This window comes from Streptomyces sp. NPDC001002 (assembly GCF_053599215.1).
Map to the genome: position 1 here is coordinate 26,196 of NZ_JBSFLV010000018.1, position 15,335 is coordinate 41,530.

The 15,335-nt window shown below is 71.7% G+C and carries 12 protein-coding genes; 4 read left to right on the forward strand and 8 right to left on the reverse strand.

Annotated elements, in window-relative coordinates; genetic code table 11:
* Window positions 1–86: 86 nt before the first annotated feature.
* The 5 genes from ACWDR3_RS11375 to ACWDR3_RS11395 all read right to left on the reverse strand — a co-directional run bounded on the left by ACWDR3_RS11375 (window position 87) and on the right by ACWDR3_RS11395 (window position 6,734).
* A complete protein-coding gene (locus ACWDR3_RS11375) occupies window positions 87–4,160 on the reverse strand; it encodes a beta-galactosidase (protein ID WP_450352292.1) in 4,074 nt (1,357 codons plus the stop codon).
* Between the two features lie 670 nt (window positions 4,161–4,830).
* Window positions 4,831–5,589, reverse strand: coding sequence for an AMP-binding protein (locus ACWDR3_RS11380; RefSeq protein ID WP_450352236.1), 759 nt, complete (start codon window positions 5,587–5,589; stop codon window positions 4,831–4,833).
* 1 nt (window position 5,590) lies between these two features.
* Window positions 5,591–6,133 (reverse strand): hypothetical protein, encoded by a 543-nt coding sequence (locus tag ACWDR3_RS11385; RefSeq protein WP_450352237.1) that lies wholly within the window; start codon window positions 6,131–6,133, stop codon window positions 5,591–5,593.
* A gap of 185 nt (window positions 6,134–6,318) precedes the next feature.
* A complete protein-coding gene (locus ACWDR3_RS11390) occupies window positions 6,319–6,516 on the reverse strand; it encodes a TetR/AcrR family transcriptional regulator C-terminal ligand-binding domain-containing protein (protein ID WP_450352294.1) in 198 nt (65 codons plus the stop codon).
* Window positions 6,513–6,734: a hypothetical protein gene (locus tag ACWDR3_RS11395; protein WP_450352295.1), complete on the reverse strand. Its 222-nt coding sequence runs from the start codon at window positions 6,732–6,734 to the stop codon at window positions 6,513–6,515. The genes ACWDR3_RS11390 and ACWDR3_RS11395 overlap by 4 nt, the downstream gene beginning before the upstream one ends.
* A 110-nt stretch (window positions 6,735–6,844) precedes the next feature.
* On the opposite strand from ACWDR3_RS11395, the gene ACWDR3_RS11400 reads away from it, so the two are divergent.
* The 4 genes from ACWDR3_RS11400 to ACWDR3_RS11415 are packed head-to-tail and all read left to right on the forward strand — an operon-like array spanning window position 6,845 to window position 8,398.
* A complete protein-coding gene (locus tag ACWDR3_RS11400; protein WP_450352293.1) occupies window positions 6,845–7,282 on the forward strand; it encodes a nuclear transport factor 2 family protein in 438 nt (145 codons plus the stop codon).
* A 42-nt stretch (window positions 7,283–7,324) separates the two neighbouring features.
* Complete coding sequence (locus tag ACWDR3_RS11405; protein ID WP_450352238.1) at window positions 7,325–7,735, forward strand: hypothetical protein; 411 nt, start codon at window positions 7,325–7,327, stop codon at window positions 7,733–7,735.
* A 46-nt stretch (window positions 7,736–7,781) separates the two neighbouring features.
* Window positions 7,782–8,021, forward strand: coding sequence for a hypothetical protein (locus tag ACWDR3_RS11410; protein WP_124004695.1), 240 nt, complete (start codon window positions 7,782–7,784; stop codon window positions 8,019–8,021).
* Window positions 8,021–8,398: a fic family toxin-antitoxin system, toxin component gene (locus ACWDR3_RS11415; protein ID WP_450352239.1), complete on the forward strand. Its 378-nt coding sequence runs from the start codon at window positions 8,021–8,023 to the stop codon at window positions 8,396–8,398. Before ACWDR3_RS11410 ends, ACWDR3_RS11415 begins: the two co-directional genes overlap by 1 nt.
* Window positions 8,399–8,504: 106 nt before the next feature.
* Here ACWDR3_RS11415 and ACWDR3_RS11420 read toward each other — a convergent pair whose 3' ends face one another.
* The 3 genes from ACWDR3_RS11420 to ACWDR3_RS11430 are packed head-to-tail and all read right to left on the reverse strand — an operon-like array spanning window position 8,505 to window position 15,291.
* Window positions 8,505–10,496, reverse strand: a complete 1,992-nt coding sequence (locus ACWDR3_RS11420) for a hypothetical protein (protein WP_450352240.1) — start codon at window positions 10,494–10,496, stop codon at window positions 8,505–8,507.
* Window positions 10,493–14,134: a vWA domain-containing protein gene (locus ACWDR3_RS11425; RefSeq protein ID WP_450352241.1), complete on the reverse strand. Its 3,642-nt coding sequence runs from the start codon at window positions 14,132–14,134 to the stop codon at window positions 10,493–10,495. Before ACWDR3_RS11425 ends, ACWDR3_RS11420 begins: the two co-directional genes overlap by 4 nt.
* The gene (locus tag ACWDR3_RS11430) at window positions 14,131–15,291 is read right to left on the reverse strand and encodes an ATP-binding protein (protein WP_450352242.1); all 1,161 of its coding nucleotides are present in this window, start codon (window positions 15,289–15,291) and stop codon (window positions 14,131–14,133) included. The genes ACWDR3_RS11425 and ACWDR3_RS11430 overlap by 4 nt, the downstream gene beginning before the upstream one ends.
* Between the last annotated feature and the right edge of the window lie 44 nt (window positions 15,292–15,335).

Below are 15,335 nucleotides of genomic sequence, written 5' to 3' on the forward strand. Positions count from 1 at the left end.
GAGCGCCCTAATCCTGTGCGTCTGTGCACAGTCACATTCCCCTCGTCGGTATCGAATACGGCCGGCCCTGGTATCGAATACGGCCCTCAGCCGCAGGTCAGCGTCGGCGTCCCCCAGTCACCGTGGTCGTTGCCGTTCCCGTCACCCGCGTCACCGACCTTGAGGTCGATCACCTGGGCGCCGCTGACGTCCACGTCGATCGGTACGGCGGCCTGTCTGCCGCGGATCGTCGGTGTGGTGACCAAGGTCTTGCCGTCGGCGATGACGGAGAACGTCACCGTCCCCCCACCACCCGTCTCGTCGTCGACGCCGACGTCCGCCGTCAACTTGGAGCACTTTCCGGCGAGATAGAGCTCGACGTCGCTGACCGAGTTGGTGCCCAGGCCCTTGGCGTGGCCGACGCCGGCGATGGTGATCGGACGGCCGTCGCCGGCCGCCTGTTCGCCGACGCTGCTGTCACGTTCGACCGGGCCCCAGCCGTTGGTGGACGACAGGAACGGCAGGTCGCTCACGGCGCTGGTGCCGGTCGGTGGAGCCGGTGGGATTCCGCGGACGATACGTTCGTCGCCGCCGCCGGCCTGGTGTCCGTTCTGGCGGTAGTGCGCCGTGGTGGTGAGGGGCGTGGCGGAGGGCAGTGTTCCGGACGGTGGCTGGACCTTCCAGGTGAAGGTGGCCGATGTGCCGGGTCGGACCCGCTTGACCGACGTGGGGCTGGTGGCGGTCACGGTCCAGCCGTCGGGCGCGGAGAGTTCGGCCGTGAGCCGGGTGACGGACGGTCGGTTCTTCGGCACGTCCACCGTCGTACGGGCCGTGAACGCTTGGTCCGGCTGAGCGGTGTCCGGCACGTCCAGAGTGACGTCCGCTCCTGGACGCTTCGGCATCGCGTACGTCCGAGGGTCGTAGCGAGGGCTGTCGTTCTGGGCGACGCGCAGAGAGGAGGCGTAACTGCCGTAATTGGTGAGCGAGACCTTGCCGAGTCCGCCGGTGCTGCCGTCCAGGTTCCAGACGGCGATGGCGATGCTGTTGTGCCCGTTCGGGTCGAGGACGCCGTTGGGGACCGGGAAGGTGTGCTGCGGGCCCAGGTAGTTGACGTAGTTGCCGACCTGCCAGCCGTTCACGAAGATCGTGGCGCGGTACTTGCGGGACGGGTCGTCGGTGAAGGTCAGCCCGAGCGAGGTGTCCTGGCCGTGCGGCAGATCCAGGGTGGCGTCGGTGCGGTACCAGGAGACTCCGGGACGGGTGTCGGTCGTCGGGAGCGTCACGCGGCTCCAGTTGGCGTCCGGGTAGCCGGGCAGGGACCAGCCGGCGCGCTCGCCGTACAGGCCACCGGTCGAGAGGGGGCCCCGCACGGTGTCCTGCAAGTCCTCGCCGCCCCGTACGCCTTGGAGCCGCCAGGTGACGGAGGTCAGCGGCGCCCCGACGAGGGAGGCGCTGGCCAGACCGCGCGCGGTCTTGTTGCCGTTGGTGGAGTTGTAGTCCTCTTCATGTCCCATGTTGACGGTCAGCACGGAGAGGACGTTGTCGCCGGTGGACTTCACGGAGCCTGCCGGGAAGGTGAAGTCGCCGCCGCCCGTGGTGGAGCTGCCCAGGAAGGTGCCGTTGAGCCAGGCGGAGAACGCCTGCGCGCCTCCGCCGGAGTCCGAGACCAGGTGGATGCCGGTCTCTTTGCCGGTGGCGTGGAAGCGGCCGCGGTACCAGGTGTTGCCGGTGTGGAAGCCGTAGTCGTCGGCGTAGAGCACGGGGAGTGAGTTGACGCCGGAGACGCTGTTGGTGGTCGTCTTGTCGGCCACCTGCCAGCTGGTGTCGTCGAAACCGGGGGCCGCCTCGGGGGATTCGTCGGCGTGCTTCCAGTTCGTCAGTGCCGGCAGGTGGATCGGGGCAGCGACCGGGATGGTGCCGGCCAGGCTCCCCGTGTCGGTCGCCTTGGTGCTCAATGTCCGCCCGTTCCAGGTGACTTGGGCGGCGGAGGTGAACACCTCGATGTTCTTGTCGTCGGCGTTGTCTCCGGTGAGCGCCACGGTGTGGCCGCCGTTCTTGCTGGTCGCAGTCCGCAGCAGGTGGGTGCCGCGCACCAGCACCGGGCCGGACGCGGTGTCCTGGCGCCAGAAGGTCTTCGCCGTAGCCTTGTCGCCGACGAGCAGGAGCAGCGGGCGCTTCCCGCCGCCGCTGATGCTGATGCGTACGAGGCCCTTGTGCGTGTAGTTGAGCCGCAGGTCGCCGGTGGCCGCGTCCCAAGTCGTCGTGACCGTACCGCCGTTGGCGGTCACGGTGGGCTTGGTGGCGTAGTGCAGGACGGTCTCGCCGTCGCTGCCCTCGTCGCCGTAGAGCACGGCGATGTCGCGGTCACCGATCGTCGCGTCGGTCATGAGCTCGGAGGTCGAGTACTGCAACTGCGCGTCCCCGAGACGGTAGTTGGCCAGGATCACGTGCGAGTCGCGTCCGTCGAGCGTGATCGCGGTGCCGGGTTGCTGCGGCACGACCGGATAGGTCGGCTCCGTGGCGGAGTCGCCCGTCGGTACGTCGATGGCGTCGATAGCCACGTAGTTGTCCGTGGACCCCGAGCTGTGGGTGCCGTTGACGACGATCTTCAGCGTGTGCGTGCCGGGTGTCAGGCCGGTCTTCTGGAAGAGCACCGCCTGGTTCTCGCTGCCGGAGTCGTCGACCGTCGCCGTCTTGGTGCCGTCGAGGTAGACGTCGGCGTAGCCGTGGTTGTTCGTCTTCGAGCCGATCCAGCGGATCGCGGTGCCGTCGAAGGGGACGGTGAGCGAGTCACCGGACTTGTTCGAGAACGACTCCGTGTGCTTGTAATCGCCGCCGGTGTAGCTCGTGTCGGCCACGTGCGACCACGAACCGGCGTACTGCAACGCGGAGTCGGGGTCGTCCCAGGTGTAGGTGGTGTCCGACGTCGGCTGCGCGTTGAAGTCCAGCGCGATGTGCGTCTTGTCGACCGCCGTGGACGTGGAGTTCCCGTGCCGCAGGACGTGGAACTGCGTCTTGGTGTCGGGATTCATCCGGGCGGTGTCGACGACCGCCGAGTTGTCCGGCGGGGTGGCCCTGATCGCCTCGGTCTTGGTCAGCGGGGCGACCGACTGCGTGAAGTACCCGATCAGCTTGTCCTCGTCGTACTTCGGATCGAGCTGGCGGGTCTCGCGGATCGCGGCCCCGTAGTCGTACGAGGTGTAGTTCTGGGGCATGCCCAGCCAGCCCCAGTTGGTGCCGCCGTAGGTCATGTAGAAGCTCTGCGCGGTCGCGCCGACGGCGATGTTCTGCTTGTAGAAGACGTTGGCGAACTTGTCGTTGATCAGCTCGGCGCACTTGTCGTAGCCAGGGCCGCCCCAGGGGTCGAAGGCGCCGCCCTGGAACTCCGGTGAGTACAGCGGCTTTCCGGCCGGGTGGTCGTAGCTGATGTCGGGGACGCCGTTCCACTTCGCGGGGTTGGAGCAGTCGAAGCCCTGGGGATAGGAGTCCGGGCCGTCGACGTCCAGGGCGCCGGTACCGGAGTTGAAGGTGCCGTTGTTGTTGCCGGTCAGCGGGACCGTGATGCCGTCGGCACGGGCCTTGTCCTCCAGGTGCTGCATGTACGAGCGGCCGGCGGCCGAGCCGTTGTAGTACTCGTTCTCGACCTGATAGGCGATCACCGACCCGGTGCCGTTGGTCAGTTGATGGCGGGCGATGATCCGGTCGATCTGCGTCAGCCATTCGTCCGCGTACTTCAGGAACCGCGGGTCGTCACTGCGGTTGTTCTCCGCCTTGGTGGTCAGCCAGCCCGGCAGACCACCGCTGTCGACCTCCGCGTTGATGTACGGCGCCGGTCGCGCGATGACGTAGAGCCCGGCCTCCTCGGCCATGTCGAGCAGCTTGTCGACGTCCCGCACCCCGGTGAAGTCGTACACACCCGGCTTGGGCGAGTGGTAGCCCCAATCGAAGTACAGCGAAGTGGAGTTGAAGCCGGCGGCCTTCATCTTCTGGAAGATGTCGCGCCACAGGTCCTGGCTCGGGAGCCGGAAGTAGTGGAACTCGCCGGACCACAGATAGGTGCGCTTGCCGTCGACGAGGAACGAGTAACCGTCGAGGGTCACCGTGTGCGCCGGCGCGGCTGCGGCGGGCGGTGGAGCGGGTTGCTCTGTGCCGACGTCCATGGCCGCGGCGGGCGCGGTCATTCCCGCGGCCAGGGCGATGGTCGCGGCAGCGGCCAAGGCTGCCCTCCACCACCGGCGGCCGGGTCTCGCAGGTTCCGATCCGATCCCATGACTCCGCACTGCGGCCTCCATAGCCCCTGAGCGATCAGCATCGAACAGACTCAGGCAAAGCCGAACAGTAAAGGGGCACAGGGCTCAACACAATGGGGCCGGAGAAGACGGTCGAGGCAGCAGGGGCGGGAGCGCTCGCTTCGGGCCCGGCCGGGAACCCGGCGGAGAATTCGGCTCCGGAGTCTCCACGCCGTCGCGGTGAGTTCCTAGCATGTGATCGAGAACGGGAAGCCCGAAGGACATCGAGGGCGGCCACCGGTCCCGAGCGTCTCGAGACCGCTGCCCGCCGGCTACCGATGAGGTTCGCTATGCCTGATGACGCGTTCCCGGTGCGCCCGGCCGCGACGCGCCCGGGCGGGTGGCACGAGGACGCGGTACGGCGGGCAGCCGTGGGCCGGGCCCTTGCGGCGGCGATCGCGCCGGAGGAGGTGGCCTGGTTCGCCGCGCCCGTCGGCGGCCGGTTGGTTCTCGGCCAGGTCCTCGGCGCACGGACCAGAGCCCTCCCGGGGCTGATGGTGGCGGCGGGACGCGGACTGACGGGAAAGGCCGCCGCGAACGCGCGGCCCGAGTTCGTCGACGACTACTTCGCGGCGGACAGCATCACGCACGACTTCGACCGGGTCGTCGCCGATGAGTCGATCGCCCGCATGCTCGCGATTCCCGTACGGTGCGGTCGCGCCGGCGCGGGCGTCATCACCGTCGGTGCGCGCACGCACGGACGGTTCAGCGACCGCCGGATCGACGCGGTCGCCGCACGGGCCCGCGAGTTCGAACGGACCCTTGGGCTGGTCGACGACCTCGATCGGCGGATGGAAGCCGCGCTCGCCCGACAGCACGAGGCCGCCACCGCCTGGCTGCGGGAACAGGTGGCTTCCCGGGTCCGCGGACTCGACACCGCGCTGGCCGAGTTGCGCGTGCTGAGCGGCGACGATCCGGCGATGGCGGACGAGCTGGCCCGCTTGGAGCGGCGGACCGCGGAGTTGGGCCGGGCGGTGCGCGGTCCGATGGGTGCGCGTACCGCCGCCGACGCGTCCAGCGTGGCCGATCCGACGACGGCCGCCACCTCCGGCGCGGTGAGCATCGCGTTGACGGGATTGACCACGCAGCCGGCCCGCAGGATGCCGTGATAGGCCGCGACCCATTCCCACCGGTTCTCCGAGAACAGCGTCACCGCTGCCCCGGGCCGCACCCCACCCGCGCTCAGCGCGGACGCGACCCGGTTCACGGCCGCGTCCAGCTCGCCGTAGGTGAGGGACCGGTCCCGGCAGACGAGCGCGGTACGGTCGCCGTGCCGTGTCGCGGAGGCACGGATCAGGTCGGCGGGATCCTGGACACGCATCTCAGCCGACCAGGGAGGCCGGGAGGTCCGAAGGAAGCTCCGTGTCGGCCAGCGGCCGGACGTCGATCACCGCCGAGTAGCTCTCCTCGCCGACCAACAGGCCGGTCTCGTCGAACGGCCAGGAGATCAGCATGCGCATCCTGACCTCGTGGACCGCCTCGGGCGTACTGGTCGGCACGCCCATTCCCGTCACGCTGGCGCCCGGGGTCAGGGAGGTCATCACCCCGTCGGTGATGATGATGTCGTCGGCGACCGTGAGCCGGTCGATGTCGAACTGGAAGTACAGCTGCCCCTGGGCCCGGCGTTGCAGATAGAACTCCCGGATCGCGTCGGGTGAGGCCGGCTGCATCTCGTCCGGGGCGCCCCACGTGCGGTACTGCTGGTGCCGAGGGGAGATCGTCGCGAGGAGCGCGGCCACGTCCTCGGTGATCTCCCCGATCATGTGCGCGCGCAGCACCCTCAGTTGCTCGGCGTGTTTCGCGTTGCTGGTCCGCGCGATGCGATCGTCGATGTAGTCGATCATCGAAGTGCGGTTGATGGCCATCTCGGTCTCCCGGCTCGGAGCTGCGTATACATCGGATACACGGCTGACCTCATTGAACGCGGGGACCTCGGCGCCGCCAATCTCCCATCGGAGACATGGCCTACGTCATCACCGCACCGGAGTGTCGGGAGGCCCTGGTCCAGGAGACCCGCACTGCGCAGTCGCGCCGCTGCGACACAGGCGGGTCAAGCCCCGGCAGCCTGCTGCAGCGCGCCGATCGTCAGATCGGTGAGCCGGTGGAGGTAGCGGTCGTCCACCGGCCGGCCGTGGGCGAGGCGCCAGAAGACCGGTGCGATGGTCAGGTCGAGGACGAGATCGACATCGTCGTCGGCCAGTTCACTCCGGTCGCGCTCCCGGTTACGCCACCGGCAGCGCCACCTCACGGGAGTTCCTCGCCCCCTACCTGGACTACCACCTGGGCGACGGGATCGCCGAGCGCATCAGCTGCCCGGTACTGGTCTGCTCGGCGGGCGACGACCTGTTCTTCGCCGGCGACGGGACGACGACGAAGCCCCAGCCCCAGGAGCTCTACGACCACCTCACCGCCCCCGCGCACGTGCAGCACTTCACCGCCGCCGAAGGCGCCGACGCCCACGGTCACGCAGGCGCCGAACGGCTTGCCATGGAGCGCGTCTTCGACTGGCTCGACACCACCCTGGCCACCACCGACTCCCGGCAGTACCTTACGGAGATCGCAGGAACCTGCGGGAAATCAGCGACCGGTTCGAGATACAGGACGCCGTCCACCAATTGGTCCGGGGCTTCGACCGCCGCGACTGGCACACTGTCGAGCACCTGCTCGCCGACACCGTCGTCTCCGACTACACCGCGATGCTGGGTGGTGAAGCGCAGTCGCGCACTGCCGCGGAGCAGACACGGCACTACCAGGAGCAACTCGACCCCCTGGACGCGACGATGCACGCGGCCACGACCCTGCTGGTCGGCCTCGACGGCGATCGCGCCACAGCAAGCGTCAACATGCTTACGTGGCTGCGCCGCGAAGTCGCCCACGACGGCCCGTTGTGGTCCAACGGCGCCGCCGGGGACATCGAGTTGATCCGCACCGACGGCCGCTGGCGCATCGCCCGGATCACCGTGCGACCCGCCTGGGCCGACGGCAACCGAGGCGTCCTGGCCCCCGCCCACTGAATCGACCGGCCCCGCAGGCACGTTCCTCATACAAGGAGTGACATGACCATCGCCATCGACGTCCACGCGGCCGTCGCCCCCTCCGGCCGAGCAGACCGCATCGGCCGTGGACTCGCGGCTTTAGCCGCACTCGCCACGGTCGGCGCCTTCGCCGACGGAATCGTCAGGATGAGCGACGCGGCCGATGACCGCCTCTGGATCGAAGCCTGGCGAACCATCACCTACGCCTTCTTCATCGGGCTCTTCGCCCTGCTCGCGGCCAGGCCCCGCCGCTCAGCGGGCATCTGGGAACTGGCGATCGCCGGCAAGACCGCCCTGGTCGTGTTCGCCGTGGCGGTCGGTGACATTCCCGAGGCGCGAGTGGCCGGCATGGTCGACTTCGCTCTCGTCGTGGTCGTCGCGCTGGCCTACGTACTGTGCCGAGGCTGGCAGGCCTGGCGACCGTCGCTGTGACAGCGGCTCGATCCCGTCCGCTGGTACCAGCTGTTACCATCGGCCCATGGCGAAGACGCAGAAGGGCTGGCGGGTCGACGACGAGATCGCGGAGCTGGCCACGGCCAGGGCCCGGGACCGTGGGATGAGCGTCGGTGACTACATCGCCGCGCTCGTACGGGAAGACGTCGGTGGGCTCAGGCAGCGGGGCCTGGACGCGGCACAGCGGTTCCTGGACGAGCACCAGGCGGTGTTCGACGAAGCTGAGGACGCCGACCGTCGCTCCTCGGGGGCGCACGCCGCCTGATGGAACTGCACATCGACGTCCCCTGGGTCCTGCAGGTCGCGGAGATCGCGGGCGCGGCGGACCCGGCTCCCGACGACTACGGGGTGCCGGTGGCCGCGGTCGCCTGCCACCGCGCCGAACTGCTGGACACCCCCGTGTACGACGGCCCCTACGCCCGTGCCGCCGCGCTGGTGCACATCCTCGGGCGCTGCCACTGGCTGGAGCGCTCCAACATGGCCGTGGCCGCCGCGACCGGCGTCATGTACCTGGAGGCCTCGGGCATCCAGGTCAAGCCCACCCGCGACGACGCCGTCGCGCTCCGCGACCTGCTGCGGGACCCCGCCTGCACCGCCGCCCGGATCACCGCGCTGCTGCGGGCCTGGCCCCACGCCACCTGAACCGCGCGGCACGCGGCTCCACCCGCACCTGCTCATTCGCCTTCACAGACCAGCGGTGGGTTCGCGGTCTGTGAAGGCGATCGGCTGTGTGGCTCGGCGTTTTCCGTCAGGCAACGTCCGACGCTTGCCATGTGGCCTGCACCAGAGCCCGCTCCGTATCGGCCAGATACACAGCCGCGGCGAGCCACGCGCGTGCGTACCCGTCCGGGTCTGCTTCCTCCGTGCGGCCGAAGACATCGCGGCTGCGCCGGTCCGCCTCCGCGGCGAGGGCGTGTGCCAGGTCCGCGGCCGTCCGAAAACCGCTCCGCCGCAGTGCCACGACGGCACCGGCTCGGTCGCCGTCGCGCGCGGGTTCGGCAGCCGCTCGGCGACCGCCTGACACAGCGACCTCGACCAACCGCCGCAGCCGCCACAAGGGCGCCTCCGCCACCGGGTCCGACGGGATCCGGAGGAGCCCGGTCGGCTCCGGGAGTGCGTCGGCGGGCGGCAGGTGGTTGCCCTCAAGGCGGTCGTAGCCCAGGTCGGCATGCCCCGACCACTCCGCCGGTAGCCGCAGGGTCGCCGGGCTTTCGTCCGGCAGCGGGCCGACGGCGAGCGGGCGGAGCGTGGCCGCGCGATCGGGGTCCAGGCGTCCGACGACGCGCAGGCGCAGTCCCGGTCGGGACGCCAGGCGGCGAAGGTTCGTGGTGTGGGCGAGGTCGGGGTGACCGTTGGACGGCAGCAGACGGATCAGGAGGCCGTCCGTGTCCGTCCCGCCGGGGAGCAACTCCTGCGCGACCAAGTGATGGTCGACCACTCCGACGATGACGAGATCACAGCCGATCAACTCGCCGGCCGCCTGCTCGGCCCCCTCGGGATCGCTCACCGGAGCATTCCCGAGCCGCGCGGCGACGGCCTCGGCGAGGGGCCGGGTGAACAGGGCGGCCATCGGCCCCGATGTCCAGGACCGGCCCGCGACCGGTGTGGCCCGGACTCCCTTGCCGGCACCGAGACGGCCGTCCGAGGAGAGCGTCGCCCCCGAGATCAGCAGCCCGCCGCGCGAGAGTTGGGCGTGGTCGAGGCTGCCCGAGCCGAGCGCGACCGTGGCCGTCGCGGCGCCGCGCGCACGGGCGGGACCGCCCGGTCTCACGTCCGCGACGCTGAACCAGCGCCCGTCGTCGGAGAGGAGATGCGTGACGACTCCGCCGTACCCGGTCGCCGAGATCACCGGCTCCCGGCACACTCCGTGCACGCGCAGCGCGCCTTCCGGCCGGTAGTTGCGGCGGGCGGTGCCGACCAGGGCCGGGGCCGGGTGGGCTGCGGCCAACAGGCCCGTGGTCAGGAGGAGTTCACGGAGGTTGGCGACCAAGTCGTCGAGCCGGTGGCCGTCGTGGCGGGATCGGGCGCCCCGCAGTCCACGGACCACCCGCAGGGCCGCCGCCTCGGCGCGGTGCAACCCGGCGAGTCGGGCGGTGTGCGACGCGCGCAACACCTCGGCCTGCGCCACGGCACCGGCCGCGGGCACCCCGGCGGCGAGCACGGCGGCCGCGGCGGTCCAGAGTGCGCGGGCGGCGGCCAGTTGGGCTTCTGTGGGGCCAGTCTGCGGCGCAGCGTTGGCCGCGGCAGGCCCGGGTACGGCAGCGGCGGCCCGGACGGCGTCCGTGCTGGTTGCGTCCGTGGTGCCCTGCGCCGGCGGTACGCCCTTCGCAGAGCTGCCGACCGCGTGGTCCGTCGACGTGCCGGCCGCGGTGTCTGCGTACGTCACCGTCTCGGCGCCGCCCGCTGCGTCCGCGTACGCATCTGTCCCCGCGTCCGCCATTGTCTCCGCGTCCGCAACCGGACACGCGCCGAGTACGGCCGCGCGGTGCAGGCACCTCGGGGCCAACAGGCAGCTGCACACGGCCTGTTCGGCGTCCGTGACCGCTCCGGAAGGGCCGGGGGTGAGGACGACCTCCGCGTCCTCGCCGCACCGCACGCGTCGCGCGGTGCCCTCGACGGTGACGGCCGCGCTCACGTACGTCTCGATCGCGGTGTCGAGCTTCTTGCGCAGTCGGGAGGTCAGGCCCTCGACGGCGGCAGCGGCCACCTCGGGTGCCACCGGGGGCAGTTCGGGGTTCATCGGGTCTCTCCGCGGAGGCGTTCGCCCACCCAGCGGGCGAGGGCGAGAGGACTGAGGGCGGCGACGGGCATGCCGGCCGCGACGAGTTGCTGGGCCACGGGCACGGAGTAGCGCGGGTTGCCGGTGTCGTCCAGGGCCGCGCAGCCCATCAGATGCACCCCGGAACTCGCCAACGCCCGTACCTCGCCGAGGAGTCCGCCCAGCGGGTAACCCTCCTCGAAGTCGCTCACCACCACCACGAGGGTCCGGCTGGGTACCGTCACCAGGGAGCGGGCGTGGGCCAGACCGGTGGCGATGTGCGTGCCGCCGCCCACCTTTACCTCCAGCAGCAAGGACAGCGGGTCGTCGACCCGGTCCGTCAGGTCGATCACGTCCGTGGAGAAGGCCAGGAAGTGCGTGCTGAGCGTGGGTACTCCGCCGAGCACGGCCGCGGTCAGCGCCGACCAGATGACGGAGGCCTCCATCGATCCGGACACGTCCACCACCAGGATCAGCCGCCAGTCCGCCTCCTTGCGCGAACGTGTGCTGAACACCGGCCGTTCCGGCACGACCAGGGTGCTGCCGTCGGGCCTCTTGCGGGCGTGGACCAGGTTCGCGCGCAGGGTGCGCGGCAGGTCGATCCGCCCTCCCGGACGCCGAGTCGGTCGAGGCGTGGCCAGCCCGGTCAGCGCGGGCCGCATCCGGGTGGCCAACTCCTTGGCCAACTCGTCGACAAGGCGCCGCACCAGCGGGCGCAGCCGGGCCAGTTGCTGCTCGGGCATCCCGCCCGCCAGCGACAGCACGGAGGTCAACAGATCGACAGACGGGCGTACGGACTTGGGGTCGAGCTCGGCCAGTACGTCGCTGCGCCCCTGGTCGGCGGCGCGGGCCAGGACCTCCTCGCGTACCTCCGTGCCGAACAGCGCCTGGAGTTCCTCGGCCCACTCACGCGCGGTCGGGAAGGAGGTGTCCTGTCCGCCGCCGCGACCGTTCTCCTGGCCCAGCTCGGAGGAGCCTTCGCCGCGCCCGGTGCCGTACAACTCGTCGAGTGCGTGCGCGTAACGGCGGGCGTCCGCCGGCAACCGGTCGCTCTCGCGGCCCAGGAGCAGGCGCCACCGGTCCGTCGGCGTGAGACGGAGGACGCCGTCGGTCGGCTCGCCCTCGTCGGACGGGTCCGGCGACGGCAGTTGACGTGCGTCGGCGGGAACGGCGTCAGAAGAATCGGCGCTCTCCGGGCCCGAAACCTCGGCGTGCCCCGGCAGCGGGATCGCCGGCCGCAGGGACTCCACCGCCGTACGACCTGCCTCGTCCGCCGCCGTCCACAGGGCCAGTAGCTGCGGAGAGGCGGTCAGCGTCAGGTCGAGGCGGTCGCCCAGCCGTTCCGTGATCGTGTGCAGGAGCCGGTCGCGGCCGGCCGGGCTGAGCGTGTCGAAGCCGCCGCGCAGGGCGGGCAACCGGGCCAGGAACGCCTGGTCCCCGAGCGAGTCGATCCGGTCGAGGAGAGGGTCGAGCGCGGTGGGCGCGGACTGGAGCAGCGGCGCGGCCCCGGTCAGCAGCCCGGCGAGTCTGCGAGCCAGCGCGTGCCGCCCGTCGGGTCCGGCGGCAGTATCGATCCAACCGGCGGCCCGCGCGCCGAGCGTGTCCGCGTCGTCCAGATCCAGCAGGACCCGGCAGGCGAGGGCGGCTCCTTGGACGAGAGGAGAGGCTGTGTGCGCGAGGCCGCCCAAGGCCTCGTCCATGCGCAGCCCCAGACGGTGTTCACCGGCGCGGGCGGCCAGGGCGACGAGCGCGGCGGCCTCCTCCGGGTCGTCGCTCCCCGCCAGACCGGGCAGCGACCGTACGGCCGACTCCAGCAGGTCGGCCGCGAGTACGGCCGCCGCCTCGCGGCCCTCTGGCGTGGTGCCGGGCAGATGGCCCCGGCGCAGCGCCTCCAGCAGATCCAGTCCGGTGAGGATCTCGGGGAGTGTCGCGGAGGCGGGCAGCACCTCGGCCGCTTCGGCCAGCCGCTGGGCGACCAGCGCGGGCAGATCGCAACGGGCGGCGTCCCGCAGCCCCGTCAGGACCAGCGCGCAGGTGGGACCACCCTCCGCCGACTCCCTGCGGAAGGTCTCCCGCAGGGTTCCCTCGGCCGCCAGCGCGGCGGTCACGCCCCGCACCCCGGCCAGGTCGAGCCGGACGGGAACGGACGGCACCCACGCCAGCCGCCACTTGGTGGTGAGCGCGGCGGCGTCGCCCGTACCGGACACCTCCACGGCCTCGCCGTATCCCACCCCGCACACGTCGAGCCGCCGAAGGAGGATCTCGCGCCGGTGGTCGAGGGCCGAGCGGAGCGGGTCGAGGCGCAGTTCGCGCCGAGCGGGCTCGTCGGGACCGGGCAGGCGCAGGGCGGCGAGTTCGGCCTCGACGGAAGGGCCGAGCCCGGAGCGCGGGGTGCCCGGCGCGACCCGGCCGCGGTCGGTACCCACCAGGACCACTTCCAGGGCCCGCGCGAGAGCCCGGCCCCGGCCGAGCGGCTCGCCCTGGCCCATCACGGACGTCAGCGCTTCCAGCACCTCACCCCGGCCCGGCGCCGGGAGCCCGCGCAACCGGGCGAGGTCGCAGGCCACGCGCAACGTCTCGCGAGCCTCGCCCGTCCCCGCGGTGTGCCCGGCGGCGCGCAACTCCCGGCACACCCCCGTGATCGCCCGGGCAGCGGCGTCGAACAGCAGCTCGGGGTCGCCCCCGGCGCTGAACACCGCCTGCTGCCAGCGGGGGTCGCGGATCCCGGCGGGGTAGCCGGAGCGGGAGTCGAGCAGATCGAAGGCGTATGGGACCAGGGAGGTGGCGACGGTGGACGGTTCCTCGGGGAGCGCCGGTCCACCGGATGCCGGCCCGCTGGCTCCTTCCTCCGACGCCCGTTCCCGGCCGCCCGCCACACCGGCCAGCGCCGGTGCGTGAAAGGCGCCGATCACCGCCGCCACCCGGCGTCCGCCGACCGCCGCGAGGGCGATCCTCTCCTGCATGTGCGCCTCGCGCGCCAGGTCCACCGCGGGCACTCCGCCCGACGATGAGGCGTCCTGTCGCAGCGCCCAACCGACACCCAGGGCGGCCCGGCGCAACGACTCGGGGGTGCAGCCGGGCGCGAGGACCTCCACACTGCGGTCCCACAAATCGTCCCCGGCACGGCCGGTTCCGGCCGCGGTGAGCGCCTGCGCGAAGGAGACGGGCGCGGGGTGGTCGGCCGTATCGGCATGGGTGCCACCGGCATCGGCAGAGTGCTCCGCGTTCCACCGCGCATCGCCCATCGGCAGATCGCAGCAGACGACCTCCACGCCCCGCTCGCGCGCCCAACGCACCGCGGCGAGTTCGGGCGAGAAGTCGGCGAACGGGTAGAAACCGAGCCGTCCGTCCTCACCCGCGCCCGCGAGCGCGACCGGCGCGAGCGTTCCGGGTGCGCCGAGGTGGGGCAGCCACGACTGGAAGTCGGTCGGCAGCTCCACGCACACCACCTCGGCGCCGGCCGCGTCCAGCAGCGCGGGCACGGCGGCGGCGAGCGCCGGGCTGTGGTGGCGTACGCCCAGCAGGTACGGCACCACGGAGTCGGCGAGCGCGTCGAGCGCGGCCCTTGGTTCTTGCGGGAGGGCGTCGAGCGCCGCCCTCGGGTCCTGAGCGAGCGTCACCGAAGGTTCTCCCGCAGGTCCCACAGCCGGCGCCAGGTCGCCGAACCGTCCTCGGCGCGGCGGCGCACCGGGCCGTCCCAGTAGCCCAGCAGGCGTGCGTGGTCGGAGGGGTCGTCCTTGCGGACCACGCCCAAGAGATGGCCGGGTACCAGGTCGAGGGAGTCCTCGGCGGGCAGGTAGGCGGCGGCCACCCCGAGGGAGACGGCGACCTGGACCGCTTCCGCGGTGGACATCACCGTGCCGGGGCGCTCCACGTCCCAGCCCTCGGCCGAGCGTCCGGCCCGCAGGTCGCGGAAGACGGTCACCAGGACGTCGAGCACCGCGTCGTCGACGTCGAAGGCCGCGCCCGCCCGCTCCACGGCCGCGACGGCCTGCCGCTTCACGAGCGCGGTCTCGGCGTCGACGTCCGAAATGGGGTGCACGGTCTCGAAGTTGAAGCGGCGCTTGAGCGCGGCGGACATCTCCGAGACACCGCGGTCGCGCAGGTTGGCGGTGGCGATGACGGTGAAGCCGGGGGCGGCGGCGACCTGCGCGGCGTCGGTGCCGGACAGTTCGGGCACGCTCATCCGGCGGTCGGAGAGGATCGACACCAGCGCGTCCTGCACTTCGGGCAGACAGCGGGTGATCTCCTCGACGCGCGCCACCATTCCGGAGCGCATCGCGCTGAGCACGGGCGAGTCCACCAGCGCCTGGGGAGTGGGTCCTTGGGCGAGGAGGAGCGCGTAGTTCCAGCCGTAGCGCAGGGCGTCCTCGGTGGTGCCCGCGGTGCCCTGCACGGTCAGTGCGCTGGTGCCGCAGACGCCCGCCGACAGCAGCTCCGAGAGCATCGACTTGGCCGTGCCCGGCTCACCGACCAGCAGCAGTCCGCGTTCGCCGGCGAGGGTGACCACGCACCGCTCCACCAGGGCGCGTTCACCGACGAACTTGGGGGCGATGACGAGTTCGCGGGGCAGCGTCTCGTGGGGCTTGGGCAGCTTGAGTGCTTCGCCGGCGGTGCCGCACACGAAGGTGATGACGGATCGGGGCGTCAGCCGCCAGCCGGGCGGGCGGGGCCCCTCGTCGTGGGCGGCGAGGAAGGCGAGTTCGATGGCGTGGCGCTCTTCGGCGGGCAGCGTCTGCCGGGCGGGCAGGGCCGTCGCCGTGTCGGTCGCGGTCATGAAAGTCCTTGCTGGGTAGGTCTGTTGGTCGTTGATGAGGGGGC

Coding starts and splice junctions, on each gene's coding strand:
- ACWDR3_RS11375 (WP_450352292.1), bottom strand. CDS start 4,160: ATGACCGCGCCCGCCGCGGCCATGGACGTCGGCACAGAGCAACCCGCT.
- ACWDR3_RS11380 (WP_450352236.1), bottom strand. CDS start 5,589: ATGCGTGTCCAGGATCCCGCCGACCTGATCCGTGCCTCCGCGACACGG.
- ACWDR3_RS11385 (WP_450352237.1), bottom strand. CDS start 6,133: ATGGCCATCAACCGCACTTCGATGATCGACTACATCGACGATCGCATC.
- ACWDR3_RS11405 (WP_450352238.1), top strand. CDS start 7,325: ATGACCATCGCCATCGACGTCCACGCGGCCGTCGCCCCCTCCGGCCGA.
- ACWDR3_RS11410 (WP_124004695.1), top strand. CDS start 7,782: ATGGCGAAGACGCAGAAGGGCTGGCGGGTCGACGACGAGATCGCGGAG.
- ACWDR3_RS11415 (WP_450352239.1), top strand. CDS start 8,021: ATGGAACTGCACATCGACGTCCCCTGGGTCCTGCAGGTCGCGGAGATC.
- ACWDR3_RS11420 (WP_450352240.1), bottom strand. CDS start 10,496: ATGAACCCCGAACTGCCCCCGGTGGCACCCGAGGTGGCCGCTGCCGCC.
- ACWDR3_RS11430 (WP_450352242.1), bottom strand. CDS start 15,291: ATGACCGCGACCGACACGGCGACGGCCCTGCCCGCCCGGCAGACGCTG.